Source organism: Limibacillus halophilus (assembly GCF_014191775.1).
In the GTDB taxonomy this organism is placed as follows: domain Bacteria; phylum Pseudomonadota; class Alphaproteobacteria; order Kiloniellales; family CECT-8803; genus Limibacillus; species Limibacillus halophilus.
This window is the reverse complement of sequence record NZ_JACHXA010000001.1, coordinates 90,736-104,319: the sequence shown is the minus strand read 5'-3', so window position 1 is coordinate 104,319 and position 13,584 is coordinate 90,736. Positions and strand designations below refer to the sequence as shown.

The window sequence follows — 13,584 nt, the reverse complement described above, 5'->3', positions numbered from 1 at the left end:
GCGGAAAAATTAGCTTGAACGGAGAGCCGGCAGTGCTCCTGCAAGGTGACAAAAAGGCGGGTCGGGCTTTGCTGTTCGAGCCCGGTCGGATCGGTGGCGTTCGGTTGCCCAATCGTGTGGTGATGCCCTCGATGACAACGCGCGCGGCCGATCCGGATGGTTTTGTCACGGAAGGCAGCCTCGCCTATTACCGCGCCCGGGCAGTCGGCGGTGTCGGTCTCGTCACCGTGGAGATGGCGTCGCCCGAAAAAGCCGGGCGGCACCGCTTCAATGAACTGGGCATCTATGACGACCGGTTTCTGCCGGGTCTCAAGCGCCTGGCCGCCGCAATTCATGATGCGGGTGCCAAGGCCGCCATTCAGCTCGGCCACGGCGGCGGCCACACGCGGCGTGATATCTGCGGTGAGGACCCGGTTGCGCCATCGGCGATCCCTCACCCGGTTTTCGAAGGACACCTGGAAACCATTATCCCGCAGGAAATGAGCCCGGCGCGGATTACCGAATGCGTTTCCGCTTTTGCGGCCGCCTTCGCACGTGCCGCGGATGCAGGTTTCGATGCAGCTGAGATCCATGCTGCGCACGGCTACCTTGTTTCGCAGTTTCTTTGCCCGGCGGAGAACAGGCGAGACGATGACTATGGGGGCTCCCTGGAGAACAGAGCCCGCTTCGCGCTTGAGATCGTTCGCGCCTGCAAGGAGCGCCGACCGGAGATGGCGCTGATTTTCCGTCTGAACGGCGACGACTATTTCCCAGCGGGCATGCCTGCGGAAGAAGCTCTGCAGGTATCCGTCTGGGCGGCGGCAGCGGGCGCAGATGCCATCCACGTCACCGGCGGACACTACCGATCGCAACCTTCGGCCGCTGTCATGATCCCGCCGATGGACATGGGGTATGGACCCTTTCTCAAGTTTGCCAAGATGATTCGGGAGGCCGTGCCGGTGCCGGTTATCGCGGTTGGAAGGCTGGGCGATCCCGAAGTGGCAGCAAGAGCGCTGGAAGAAGGGTGTGCGGATTTCGTGGCGCTGGGGCGCCCACTGTTGGCCGATCCGGATTGGGTAGCGAAGGTCGGCTCGGGCAAGCCGATCCGGACCTGCTTGGGTTGCAACACCTGCGTTGACGAAATGCGGGCCGGACACCCCTTGCACTGTCTGGTCAACCCGACGACCGGGCGTGAGCAGGGTTACCAGGACGACGGTGGCCCCAGAAATGAAAGGATCGCGGTTATAGGTGCCGGACCGGCAGGTTTGACCTATGCCGGACTGGCTGGAACGCGAAACCAGGTTACGTTATTCGAGAGGACGCCAAGCGCAGGTGGCTCCTTCAATCGGGTAAGCGCCGCACCGCTGTTCCAGAACGTGCGACCGGAAGCCTACAGCTTTGCAGCCTTCATTCGTTCGCTGGAGGAAATCTGCGATCAGTCGGGCGTTGAGAGGCGCTACGGCGTGAACCCTCTGAAGGACCTGGCGCAGCTTGCCGGTTATGACCGCATCGTGGTGGCGTCCGGGGCTACCTATCGCTGGGGCTTGGGCGGATTGGTGTCCGGTCTGCTTGCATCCGGTTTGCTGCGAAAGACCCCGCTTCGGCAGCTGGCGGAGAGTGAACGCTTCCGTCATTGGTTCTATTATAAGGCACGGCGTCGTCAGGAGAGCCTGTTGTCGACCGTACGCAAGCTAGGGGTGACTGTGGAAGTCATTGGCGATGCGAAGTCCCCCGGTAAAAGCAAAGAGGCTATTCGCAACGCTTTCGAGGCTGCCCTGGGGGTGAGCGCCTGACGCCAGGGAGTCAAGAATTTGCATAAGGCGCATATGTTTGACTAGACTACTTACATGTAAGTAAGTATTCTCTCGGATCGCTCAAGGCGGGACAACACCGTTTGATCGAGGGGAATGTGGGAAAATTTAGGGAGATCAATATGCTTTCCAACTTCAAGAAGTCCATCAAGGCCGTTGCGTTGGGCACGGCCTTTGCATTTGGCGTTGCGATGCTACCGGCCGTCAGCAAGGCCGAACCCGTCGAGTGGAGCATGGCGACACCTTGGTCCGGCGGTCACTGGATCGATGTCGGCGCCAAGCAGTTTGCAGAACTGGTTGAAACGCTTACCGAAGGTCGCGTGAAGATCAATGTCTTCCCCGCGGGTACGCTGGGCAGTGCATTGAAAGTCACTGAGTCGGTGCAGACGGGTGTAGCCGAGGTTGGTCACAACTGGCCCGCATATGACTGGGGTATTGATCGCACCGGCGTCATCTTCGGCGGTTGGGCCGGCGGTTTGACCCCGGAAGAGTATCTGTTGTGGCTCTACAACGAAGGTGGCGCGGAACTCTGGAAAGAGTGGCGCATGGAGCTGTCGGACGTTGTCGCTATTCCGTGCGGCGTTCTTGAGACCGAAATTTTCCTGCACTCGCATAAGCCGGTCCGCACCCTTGAGGATTATCAGGGCATGAAGGTGCGTACCTCCGGCGCTTGGGCGGAGATCGCTGCCAACATGGGCGCTTCTACGGTCATCATGCCGGGTTCGGAAGTGTTCAGCGCCTTGGAGCGTAAGGTCGTTGACGGCATTGAGTGGGGTGGTCCCGGTATCAACACCTCCGCGGGTTTCCACAAGGTTGCCAAGTACATCGTGACTCCCGGCGTGCACCAGCCCTCCGGCGCGCACGAATGCATGTTCAACAAGGACGCCTGGGCCAAGTTGTCCGAGCATGACCAGAACATGATCGAGGTCGCGGGCCGTCTGATGACGCTCAACACCTTCCTGGCCTATGCCAAGGATGACATCGACGGATTTGCCTTCTTCCAGCAGGCAGGTGAGAACGAGATGGTCGTGCTCGATCCCTCCTTCATCTCTGCGGCGAAAGAGGCTTCCGACGCTTGGGCTGCTCAGCAGGCCAAGGAGAACGATTGGTTCAAGCGCGCTTACGAACATCAGAGCGCTTTCCAGAAGAAGGTTGGCGACTGGCAGAAGTTCCGTCTGCCGATCGGCAACAACTAAGCAATCCGGCACGGGGCGGCTTCACGAGAGCCGCCCCGTTTCGCTATAATCAATGAACCTCTCTGTTGGGCCGGGGTTTGCTATGTATTGGATCCGTAAAATAGAAGCCGTGACGGATGTCGCTGCTGCCGTGGGCGCGTTTTTGCTTTTGCCCTTGGTTGGGTCGATGGTCTATGAGGTCTTGAGCCGCTACCTGTTCTCGGCGCCGACCTTCTGGGCCTATGAATTGGCCTACATGATGATGGGCTCGATCTTTATGCTGGGTATGGCCTACGCCTTGAAGGAAAAGGCGCATGTCTCGGTCGATCTTTTCTATCTGAGCATGGGGGTTCGCGCGAAGGCCATTGTCAATCTGCTTGGCTTCCTGCTGCTTATACCCTGCCTGCTTTGGCTCACTTATGCGTTGTTCGGCTACATGGTGAAAGCCTACGAGGGGCATGAGCTATCAGGCCAGTCTGCCTGGAACCCGGTGATCTGGCCCTACCGAACCCTGTTTGTCGCCGGTTTCGTGATCTTGACGCTGCAAAGCTTTGCCGAGATCGGGAAATCCATCTGTGCGCTCCTTCGGGGCGAAGAATTCGGAACCGACGTATGACTGAGTATCTTGGACTTATGATGTTCCCAGCACTGATGGTGCTGGTCCTGACGGGATTCCCGATTGCTTTTTGCCTCATGTCGGTAGCCTTGGTCTTTGGCTTGATCCGGTTTGGCGATGCGGCGGTCTTCCAATTCATTTCGAAAGTCGATGATGTCGCGTCGAACTACGTTCTGGGCGCAGTACCCCTGTTCATTTTCATGGGCGCGCTGTTGGAACGGTCTGGTATCGCCGACCGTTTGTTCGATGCCATCCATATATGGACCAAGCGGCTGCCCGGTGGTCTATCGGTCGGCGCAATCATCATGTGTACGGTGTTCGCCGCAGCCAGCGGGGTTGCCGGAGCAACCGAAACGGTCGTCGGCATGCTGGCGGTGCCGCCAATGCTCAAGTACGCCTATGACAAGCGTCTGATCTCGGGCACGATTTGCGCTGGCGGATCGCTTGGCACGGTGATCCCACCTTCCATCACAGTTGTCGTTCTGGCCCCGGTGGCGGACCTACCGGTCGGCGACCTTTTTGCAGGGATTTTATTTCCGGGCCTTATCATGTCCGGCCTGTTCTTCACCTATGTGATCGTACTTTGCTGGTTGAAGCCAGAGATGGCGCCGCGCGAGCCAGAATCCGAAGACACGATGCCGCTCCTTGAGAAACTGCGTATCACGGCAGTTGCGCTTTTGCCGCCGGTGGTTCTGATCTTCTCGGTTCTGGGAACGATTCTCTTGGGCTGGGCGACCCCGACGGAGGCTGCTGCATGCGGTGCCTTTGGAAGTTTGGTCATGGGCATCTGTTATCGCCGGATTACGATTTCGGTGCTTATCCAGGCGCTCTACAGAACCTTATCAATCACTGCGATGATTCTGCTGATCGTCTTGGGCGGCAGCATGTTCGCCGGGGTGTTCTTCGCATCCGGCGGTATGGTGACAGTCCAGAAACTGCTGGCCGAGTATGGCCTGCACGGTTGGCCGGCGGTATCGCTGATCTTTGTGTTGACCTTCTTGGCGGGATTTGTCCTGGAATTGATCTCGGTGGTGCTAATCATAATACCGATCGCAGTTCCCTTGGTGATTTCCTATGGAATAGACCCGCTCTGGTTCAGCATCATGTTCCTGGTCGTGTTACAGACCAGCTACCTGACGCCACCCATGGCTCCTGCCATCTTCTACCTGCGGGCAATAGCGCCTCCGGAAATCACCTTGATGCATATGTATCGAGGGGTTATCCCATTCATTTTATTGCAACTGGTGACCTTGGGATTTGTTATAGCGTTTCCCGAGCTCGCAACGTGGCTGCCCGAGCAGCTCTATGGTTTCAGATAGAAAATGGGACATTCCGGCCACCTTGCGCTATATAGCCCCGGGGGGTGGAAATCGGGGGACATAGATGCGTGATAGGATAAAGGACGTCGCGACCGAACTGTTGGTGCTGCATGGCTACCGCGGCTTTAGGTTTGGGCATATCGCGGAGCGGCTCAGTCGAACCCGGGCCAACATCCACTACCACTTCCGTACCAAGGAGCAGTTGGTCGAAGAGGTTGTTTGCGATTACGTTGCCGGCACCGAGGAGCAGTTCCGCGACATTTGGTTGAATGAGAATGCCTCGCTCAACGAAAAGATTCGCCAAACCATGGGGTACAACCACCAACGCTACATCCATTACAACCCAACTGGGAAAACCGGGCATCCATGGAGCTTGATTGCGCGCATGCGCAGTGATCAGGACCTCTTGACGGCCAAGGCGCGCGAAGCGCTGCAGGATTTTGGGCCCGCCATTGAGTCGCATGTGCGCGCGGCGATCATTCTGGCGAAGAAGAAGGGTGAATTAAAAGCCAATGCGCCCGTCGATGACTTGGCTTTGCAGATTGTCAGCATCGCAAACAGCGCCGGACCGATTACGCAAGACGCGGGCAGCTTTGCGCGGCTGGAAGAACTCTATCTTGCCTTCGCGCGGATCGTGAACCACGCTTACGGCATCAATCCAGAAGCCAATGACCCGGAGCGGACGCTGAAGCTCAGCAACAATTAATCGCCAAGCGGATCAAATGACGATGCGTGACCAGCGGTTACGCACCGTGCGTTCCAGGCTGAGGATCGTCAGAAAAGAAGTCTTGGGGTTGTCCGGGCTGGGGAAGTTTGCAAGGCGCAAGGCGAGCGTTCCAAAAGCGCCCTCGGCCTCCACTTCATGGCAGTTTCTATCTACCTTTGGATCGGCGATCACCTTTATGCGGGTATCGTCCAGTCCAAGACCGGCAAGTGCAACCGTTGCCGCCACATTGGCGTTCTTGGGAAACAGGCGGCTACCTTCTCGCGCAGTCCCTTCAAACAGCAGAGTCTCGTCTTTAAGGCTGTCGAGATCGCAGAGAGTCTCGGCGTGCGTCCCCTTCCAAGCGTTTGGCGGCTTGCGCGATACATAGGTCACTTGGGTAAGGCCCGCCAGTTTGGCGGCGGTCAGGCCATCGATTCCTGCGACCGCCCCGGCCGGCAGGAACAATCGCGCCGCGCCTTTCCGTGCGGCTGACTCAAGGCGCTGCTCGAACCCCGGTTGGGAAAGAGCGCCGATCGATGCGGCGACAAGATCAACGCCCGCCGTCAGCACGGCCGGTCCATGCTGCGCCAGCGCTTCCTGGCTGGCGCATTCGACAACCAGCTCAGGCTTGCTCCGGAGCAGCGCCTCAACGTCTGTTACGAAAGTAAGGTTGGAAAGGCCCTGTGATTCAGGCGCGTGGCGAACCAATGCCGTGATGGTGAGGTCAAGCCCGTCCGTGTCTTTGTTCAGACGATCCACGAGGCTGCGGCCTATTGCGCCGAACCCGATCATGCCGAGTGAGAAGCTTTTCATGGCTTAGGTCTGTCCCATTCTCGATGAGTCGGTTAATGCCGCAGGAACGGTATGCTTGCGTCCAGGAAGGCGGTGGGAACGACGAGGGGAGTGAAGTGCCCCCCATAGCTCAATTCGATGAAGTCTGCGCCATCGATCCCCGCAACGATCTCCTGCGATAGGGCCGGTGGCGTCACCATGTCGTCGCGGGCGCAAATCGCCAGTGTCGGCTGGGTGATCGTACCAAGCTGGCTCCGGCGGTCGAACGCGATGAGCGCATCGAGCCGTGCCGCCAGGATCTCCACCTCCACAGCATCATGAGTCGCATTTGCTCCCAGGGCGTCGAGTTCTGGTCCATGGTCGTGCCAGTAACCAGGGGGGCGCAGGAAAAACGCGCTGGTCTTCTGATAAAGGCCGAGACCGCCAGCCATTAAGACAGCTTTGCGGTTGCCGAACAGGTTGGTGACATAAGCTTCCGGGCCGCACCAGGTAGCGCTAAGGACCATGCGTTCCACCAACCCCGGCTGCGTGATCGCCAGGGTTTGGGCGATGGCGCCGCCGGTCGAATGGCCCAAAAAGGCAGCGCGCTCGATACCCAGAAATTGGAGCAATTGGTGAAGGTCGTCCGCCATCTGGTCCACGGAGAAGCGTCCCGGGACATGACTGCTTCGCCCACAGCCACGGTGATCATGCAAGATAACGGTGAATTGCTGTGCCAGCGTCGGCCCAACTTTGTCCCAGAAACCGGCCACGCCGCCAAGGCCAGGTACGAGAACGAGGGGCGGGCCTTCGCCTCTCGTCTCGTAATATAGCTCCTGGCCGTCGGATAGCGTGAACAGCGGCATTGTTCGTTGCCGCCGGCTACTTGCGGATCGGCGCAAAAATGGAATCTACCTCGATCTTCTCGACATCTTCCGGACGAGCGAATGGCTCGGGGGCCGGTTCACCGGGCGTACGGGGGCGTCCGATCTGCTCGAAGAAGTCCTCCAACCCACCGGGCATGATGGTCCAGAACATCTTCAAATCGCTCGTACCGGTGTTCATGATCTTATGGCGACGGTAGGACGTCAGGTAAAAGGTCGTACCCGGCTGTACCGGATGCGGCTCCCCGTCCAGTTCAACGACGCCCGTGCCCTCGTAAAAGAAAAGAATTTCTTGGTGATCGGGGTGCTGATGATCGCGGATGAACCCGCCCGGCGCGATTACTTGAATACCGGAAGCAAGGTTCAGTCCGGGAACGTTGCGGCGCGAGATGCGCACTTCGCCGTAGCCGTTGGCCGGTTCCGGCTGCCACCAGCTTTGGCCCTCGTCCGGCTGCACGCAGATTGCCGGGCCTTTGGTCGGATCCGCTTTCTGAGGATTGCTCATATCTTACTCCTTCGCGAGTTTACTTGCCCGGGTCGTTGTCCTCTGCGGCCGTCTCCCGGATATAGTTTGGGTCTGATCAGGCGCTCTTCTGCTCCTCGAGCAACGCCAGGAGGCTATCGAAGGCGCGCATATAGGTCTGGATGCCCATGCCCATGAACACCCCTTTGGTTGCTTGGGCGGTCACGGAAAAGATCTGCCGGGTATAGTGGTTGGTCATGTGAACCTCGACAGTAGGCACTTTGATGCCCCGGATACAATCGCGCAGCGCATAACCAGCATAGCAGAAGCCGCCGGGATTGATCACACAGCCGTCCAGCTTGCGATTGTGAGCATCGAACATCTTGTCGATCGCCTCACCTTCAATGTTGGTGTAGTAGATCTCTACTTCGAAGCCTTTTTCCGCCGCATAGGCGCGAACCATTTCGTCCAACTCTGGTGCCGTTGTGCGTCCGTAGACTTCTGGTTCACGAATGCCCAAAAAATTCATGTTGCCGCCTTGCAGCAGAAGGAATTTCGGCATGGTAATCTCCCTTGCGAGGTGCCGCATCGGGGCACTATTGGATATTCAGATGCGCCGTCGTCGGCTGGCTAGCTATAGCCCTGCCGATGCTGCCGGAAATATGCGCCATAGCGGTCTGCGAGTCCATACTAACTTTCATGCAAGTCAGTTTTTGATCCAGGTAACTGACGGGACGTTTAGATGCCGGAATTGACTTGCGGCGGCACTGCGCCGGACGTCATTCTGAGAGCGGTATCAATCGTGCGCCGAACAGCCGAGAATCCTGCAGTATGACGGTCATCAGCGATGCTTCTCCCGTGACTTTTTCCGGCGTATTGCCGGAGGCTGTGGATGTCGTGATCATTGGCGGCGGAATCCTTGGGGTCTCGACCGCTTGGTTCTTGGCCGGGCAGGGCGTCTCGGTTTTGCTATGCGAGAAAGGCCGGATAGCTGGGGAGCAAAGCAGCCGGAACTGGGGCTGGGTCCGCCAGCAAGGACGTGATCCGGCGGAGCTTTCAATCATGCAGGAAAGCCTCCGGATATGGGATCGGCTGTCTGCCGACACGGGCGCGGACTATGGCTTTGCCAAGCAGGGCGTTCTCTATCTGGCTGAAAGTGAAGAGCGGCTGGGGGAATTCGAAAATTGGTTGACGCTGGTCGAGGACCACAAGCTCGACAGCCGGATGTTGAGCGCCGCCGAAGTTACGGCGCTGCTGCCGGATTGTCGCGGAGCATTCAAGGGGGGGCTGTTCACGCCCAGCGACGGACGAGCGGAGCCCGAGGTGGCGGTGCCGAATCTGGCGCGCGCTGCCCAAGCGCAAGGGGCGGTGATCCTGGAGTGTTGTGCGGCGCGCACCCTGGACGCAGTAAATGGCGCCGTCACAGCGGTGATTACGGAGAAAGGACCGGTGCGCTGCGGTGCCGTCTTGCTGGCCGGTGGCGCGTGGTCGTCGCTGTTCTTGCGCAATCAAGGGATTTCCCTCCCGCAATTGAGCGTAAAGGCGACGGTCGCCCGGACGGCGCCGGGACCAAGCGTGTTCGAGGGCAACGCCTCCACCTCGGAGTTCGCTTTCCGCCGCCGCCAGGATGGCGGCTATACGATAGCCCTTTCCGGATATCACGAGCATTACCTATCGGCGGAAACTTTCCGGCATTTCTTCAGCTTCCTACCCAGCTACAAGGCTTCGTGGCGAGAAACCAAGTTGCGAGTATTGGGAAGCGGCATCGAGCGTGGTTTGACGACGACCGAGCGTTGGAATGCCGGGCAAACCAGCCCGTTCGAACGCACGCGGGTCATGAACCCACTGCCTGACCGGCAGGTGTTGCGTCGGCTGCGCCAGCACCTGGCCGCGCGGTTGCCGCGTCTGGCAGACCAGCCGTTCGTAGAGTCCTGGTCCGGTATGATCGATAGCACGCCGGATTTACTGCCGATCATGGACTCGGTCGCACCGATCCAGGGTTTATTTCTGGCCACAGGCTTCTCCGGCCATGGTTTTGGCATCGGTCCTGGCGCCGGCCGGGTCATGGCCGATTTGATCCGAGGCCGTGACTGCGGGCATGACCTCAAGCCTTTCCGCTTGGCCCGCTTTGAGGACGGCAGCCCAGTTCGGCTTGGCCCGGCACTATAGAGCTACGGGGAGGGAATTTTGCAAAAGCACGAATGGGCGGTTTTGGTATTCACGGCCAGTTATGTGGTGGGCTTCGGGATATATTTCATTTCCATCGGCAACAATGAGTTTCTCTGGTACATCGCAACGTTGATCGGCTTCATGCTGCTGATCGCCTACGGCGCCAAGCGGGCGCAGTTCCCTGCCATGCTGCTCTGGCTGCTGAGTATTTGGGGACTGGCCCACATGGCCGGTGGCGGGGTCGTCATCGATGGCGCTGTGCTTTACGCCTATCGTTTGTTGGATATTGTCGGGACCGGGGAACTGTCGATCCTGAAATACGATCAGGTCGTGCACTTCTATGGATTTGGCGTCACCGCTCTGGTGCTGCGCCACTTGCTGCGGCGTAACTTCCCAGTGCTGGCTGGCACCGCGACGCTTTTCTGCTACCCAATTCTGGGGAGCATGGGGCTCGGCGGCCTCAATGAAATCATCGAATTCGCTGCGGTCATGGCTTTGCCGAACACCAACGTCGGCGGATACTACAACACGGCGCTCGACCTGCTGTTCAATACGGCGGGAGCGATCACCGCCGTTGCGCTGATTACCAAGCTGGAGCGCAGTGCCTAGCTGGAAGCCTTGGCCGCCAGCCAATCCAAAGCCCGGGTCGGCAAGAGGCGCCGCGCCCAACCCATGATATAGGTCGGTGTGGTCACGTAATAACGTGGGCGTGGCCGTGCCGATTCCAGCGCATGCACCAGCTTGCGAACCACCGCCTCCGGTTGCAGTTCAAATGGTGTCGGCAGGGTCTCCGCTTCCAGTCGGGGGATCAGGGCGGTCTCGTAAAGATGGCGATTGGGGGAGTTGCGCCAATCGATCCAGCGCTTGAAGTTCGGATAGGCGTTGATGCGTATCTTCGTGTTGATCGGCCCTGGCTCGATCAGGATTACCTCGATCGGCAGACCACGAAGCTCCAGCCGGAGGGTGTCGGTTAGACCTTCTACGGCGAACTTGGTTGCATTGTAGGCGCCGCGAAAGGTCAGGGCGGCAATCCCCAGCACCGAGGAATTCTGGACGATGCGGCCAGACCCTTGCGCCCGCATGACCGGCAGCGCCAATCGGATCAGACTGTGCCAGCCGAAGAAATTCGCTTCGAAAATCTGTTTCAATGCAGCGGTTGGCAAGTCTTCGACCGCGCCTGGAATCGCATAGGCACCGTTGTTGAAGACCGCGTCCAGGCGGCCTCCGCTCTCGTCGAGTGTCTGTCGGAACGCGCTTTCGATCGTCTCCGGCACTTCGTAATCCAAACGGAACGAGCGCAGGCCTTCGGCCTCCAGCCGGTCGCAATCCTCTTGTTTGCGGCAGGTGGCAAAGACCTTCCATCCTCGTTCGTTCAGGCCTCGGGCGGCGGCGAGGCCGATGCCGGACGAGCAGCCGGTGATCAGGATGACGCGCTGATTTTCTTTTGTTGCCATGTTTTCAGACCCGCGCGGCGACGACGGCCACGACGTCGCCCATCTGGATCGTGCCCGGGTAGTGGCGGCCCGCAAGGACACCGTCTCGGAAAGCGCGATACTCGATTGGTGCGCGACCCGTGCGCTCGTAATCATGAACCCTTGCGATCAAGTCTCCCTTGACCACCTCGCCGCCCAGATCGACCGAGTATTCAATCAATCCGGCCGAGCCGCTGGTGATGTAGCAATCCTCGCCGGGCATATCGAGCAGCACCGACTCGCAACGCTCTTCGACGCCTTCGACAATGCCTGCGTGGATCAGCAAATTGCGCACACCGCGTTTGGCGATACCGACGCTTTTTGCTGTCGTGGAGCCGCCGCCGCCAAGCTCGGTGGACACGAACACCTTACCCATCTCTTCAGCCGCGGTGTCGTACATGCCCACGGCGTCAATCTCCAGCAACAACATGGAATAGGGGGCCGAAAAGGCCTCCATGGCTGCCTTACAGCGCGCCTGCTGGTCCTTGTCCTCCAACAGATGAGTGGCGGCAAAAGGTATGAAATCCAAGGTCTTGCCGCCGGAATGGATGTCCAGCACATAATCGGCCATGGGCAGCAATGTGCGCTGGAAGAAATCCGCTATCTTCTCCGTCACCGTACCGTCGGGCCGGCCTGGGAACGTGCGGTTGAGATTGCCGTTGTCGATCGGCGACGTGCGGCGATTGGAGCGAAAGGCCGGATAGTTCATGGCCGGCACGATGATGATCCGGCCCGAAACCTCGTCCAAGTCCAACGAATGGGACAGATTGAAGAGCGCCACCGGCCCCTCGTACTCGTCACCATGGTTGCCGCCGGTCAGCAGCGCCGTTGGACCCTCGCCATTTTTGATCACCGTGATTGGAATCATGATGCTGCCCCAAGCCGAGTCGTCGCGGCTGTAAGGGAGCTTCAGATGGCCGTGAAATATCCCATCTTTCTCGAACTCGACAGTTGGAACGATGGGGTTGCGCCGAAGCATGCCACTGACTGAGGTCATGGCCTTCTCCTACTCCTTGACGAATAGTTGGCGTGGCGTGCTGCAGAAGCACTCATAGCCGGATTCAGTGATTCGTAAGGGCTCGGTAATTTCGATACCGCCATCGTCCAACCAGAGGGCGGGCATAAAGTGAAAGCACATGTTCGGCTTCAGCTCCGTGTGATCGCCCGCGCGTAGAGACATTGTCCGCTCGCCCCAGTCGGGCGGATAGGAAAGCCCGATCGAATAGCCGGTGCGATTGTTCTTTTCAAATCCGAAGCGCCGCAAGGTGGAAAAGAAAGCCTCGGCGATGTCTTCGCAGGTGTTGCCGGGCTTGGCTTTCTCCAGTCCGGCCTCCACGCCCTCCAGCACCGCCTTTTCGGCGTCCAGGTATTTTTGCGGTGGCTTTCCCAAAAAGAGCGTCCGCGACTGCGGGCAGTGATAGCGCCGGTGGCAGCCGGATATCTCAAAAAAAGTGCCCTCGCCGGTCTTCATGGGCTTGTCGTCCCAAGTCAAATGCGGCGCTGTCGCGTCCATTCCGGACGGCGCCATTGGGACGATAGCCGGGTAATCGCCCCAGTGCCCGTCGGCGCCCATAATGCTGGTATGGTAAATTTCGGCGACCAACTCGTTCTTGCGCAAGCCGGGCTCCGCAACTTCGAGGATACGCTGATGCATGGCCTCCACGATGCGCGCGGCGCGGCGCATGTACTCGATCTCCCGGTCGCTCTTGACCGCCCGCCGCCAGTTGACGAGGCTCGTGGCATCCCGGAATCGGGCGTTGGGCAGACCCTTCTGCAAAGCGGCGAAGGCGGCGGCCGTGAAGTAGTAATTCTCCATCTCGACGCCAATCGCCAGCGTGTCCCAGCCCCTCTCCGCCAACACCGTAGACAGCTGGTCCATGGGGTGGCGTTCGTCTGATTGCACGTAGTGGTCCGGGTAACCGATGATGTGGTCATGGCTCATGTAAACCGTGCGCCGTGCGCCCAGCGCGTCAATCCCGCGGCCCCACCATAGGGGGTCGCCATCCGGTCCTACGAGCACAGCCTGATGCGTGTAAAATGACCAGCCGTCATACCCGGTAAGCCAGGCCTGGTTGGAAGGATCGGTCACGATGAGCAACTCGATCTCAGCATCCGCCATTGCCTTGCGGGTCGCTGCGAGGCGGTCTGCGTATTCGTTCCGGGTAAAATTCAGCGCGATATCCGACATTCCCGTGATCCCTGTAAAATTCACAAAGCTA

14 protein-coding genes are annotated in these 13,584 nt (G+C 59.1%); 7 read left to right on the top strand and 7 right to left on the bottom strand.

The window, feature by feature from the left end:
- Positions 1-14 precede the first annotated feature (14 nt).
- From FHR98_RS00490 to FHR98_RS00470, 5 genes are all read left to right on the top strand, one after another.
- On the top strand, positions 15-1,772 hold the full coding sequence (locus FHR98_RS00490) for an oxidoreductase (RefSeq protein ID WP_183414649.1): 1,758 nt from the start codon (positions 15-17) through the stop codon (positions 1,770-1,772).
- Between the two features lie 140 nt (positions 1,773-1,912).
- Positions 1,913-2,986 (top strand): TRAP transporter substrate-binding protein DctP, encoded by a 1,074-nt coding sequence (gene dctP, locus FHR98_RS00485; protein ID WP_183414648.1) that lies wholly within the window; start codon positions 1,913-1,915, stop codon positions 2,984-2,986.
- An 82-nt stretch (positions 2,987-3,068) separates the two neighbouring features.
- A complete protein-coding gene (locus tag FHR98_RS00480; protein WP_183414647.1) occupies positions 3,069-3,581 on the top strand; it encodes a TRAP transporter small permease subunit in 513 nt (170 codons plus the stop codon).
- Positions 3,578-4,900, top strand: a complete 1,323-nt coding sequence (locus FHR98_RS00475; protein WP_183414646.1) for a TRAP transporter large permease — start codon at positions 3,578-3,580, stop codon at positions 4,898-4,900. Before FHR98_RS00480 ends, FHR98_RS00475 begins: the two co-directional genes overlap by 4 nt.
- Positions 4,901-4,964: 64 nt before the next feature.
- Positions 4,965-5,606 carry a TetR/AcrR family transcriptional regulator gene (locus FHR98_RS00470; RefSeq protein ID WP_183414645.1) on the top strand — a complete coding sequence of 214 codons (642 nt, stop codon included), beginning with the start codon at positions 4,965-4,967 and terminating at the stop codon, positions 5,604-5,606.
- Positions 5,607-5,618: 12 nt separating this feature from the next.
- Here FHR98_RS00470 and FHR98_RS00465 read toward each other — a convergent pair whose 3' ends face one another.
- The 4 genes from FHR98_RS00465 to FHR98_RS00450 form a co-directional block, all read right to left on the bottom strand.
- A complete protein-coding gene (locus FHR98_RS00465; RefSeq protein WP_221205658.1) occupies positions 5,619-6,419 on the bottom strand; it encodes an aspartate dehydrogenase in 801 nt (266 codons plus the stop codon).
- A gap of 32 nt (positions 6,420-6,451) precedes the next feature.
- Positions 6,452-7,243: an alpha/beta fold hydrolase gene (locus FHR98_RS00460; RefSeq protein WP_183414644.1), complete on the bottom strand. Its 792-nt coding sequence runs from the start codon at positions 7,241-7,243 to the stop codon at positions 6,452-6,454.
- Positions 7,244-7,259: 16 nt separating this feature from the next.
- A complete protein-coding gene (locus FHR98_RS00455; RefSeq protein ID WP_183414643.1) occupies positions 7,260-7,766 on the bottom strand; it encodes a cupin domain-containing protein in 507 nt (168 codons plus the stop codon).
- A gap of 76 nt (positions 7,767-7,842) precedes the next feature.
- Positions 7,843-8,286 carry a type II 3-dehydroquinate dehydratase gene (locus FHR98_RS00450; RefSeq protein ID WP_183414642.1) on the bottom strand — a complete coding sequence of 148 codons (444 nt, stop codon included), beginning with the start codon at positions 8,284-8,286 and terminating at the stop codon, positions 7,843-7,845.
- 269 nt (positions 8,287-8,555) lie between these two features.
- Here FHR98_RS00450 and FHR98_RS00445 point away from each other — a divergent pair, with 269 nt between their 5' ends.
- Together FHR98_RS00445 and FHR98_RS00440 are read left to right on the top strand one after the other, a co-directional pair.
- Entirely contained in the window at positions 8,556-9,893 is a 1,338-nt protein-coding gene (locus tag FHR98_RS00445; RefSeq protein WP_183414641.1) for an NAD(P)/FAD-dependent oxidoreductase, read from the top strand.
- Between the two features lie 18 nt (positions 9,894-9,911).
- A complete protein-coding gene (locus tag FHR98_RS00440; RefSeq protein WP_221205657.1) occupies positions 9,912-10,502 on the top strand; it encodes a DUF2238 domain-containing protein in 591 nt (196 codons plus the stop codon).
- Here the strand turns inward: FHR98_RS00440 and FHR98_RS00435 are convergent.
- From FHR98_RS00435 to doeA, 3 genes are read right to left on the bottom strand one after another with little or no spacing between them, the layout of a single operon-like run.
- The gene (locus tag FHR98_RS00435) at positions 10,499-11,347 is read right to left on the bottom strand and encodes an SDR family NAD(P)-dependent oxidoreductase (protein ID WP_183414640.1); all 849 of its coding nucleotides are present in this window, start codon (positions 11,345-11,347) and stop codon (positions 10,499-10,501) included. The genes FHR98_RS00440 and FHR98_RS00435 overlap by 4 nt on opposite strands.
- Before the next feature lie 4 nt (positions 11,348-11,351).
- Positions 11,352-12,362: a N(2)-acetyl-L-2,4-diaminobutanoate deacetylase DoeB gene (gene doeB, locus FHR98_RS00430; RefSeq protein ID WP_183414639.1), complete on the bottom strand. Its 1,011-nt coding sequence runs from the start codon at positions 12,360-12,362 to the stop codon at positions 11,352-11,354.
- A 9-nt stretch (positions 12,363-12,371) separates the two neighbouring features.
- The gene (gene doeA, locus FHR98_RS00425) at positions 12,372-13,553 is read right to left on the bottom strand and encodes an ectoine hydrolase DoeA (protein WP_183414638.1); all 1,182 of its coding nucleotides are present in this window, start codon (positions 13,551-13,553) and stop codon (positions 12,372-12,374) included.
- Between the last annotated feature and the right edge of the window lie 31 nt (positions 13,554-13,584).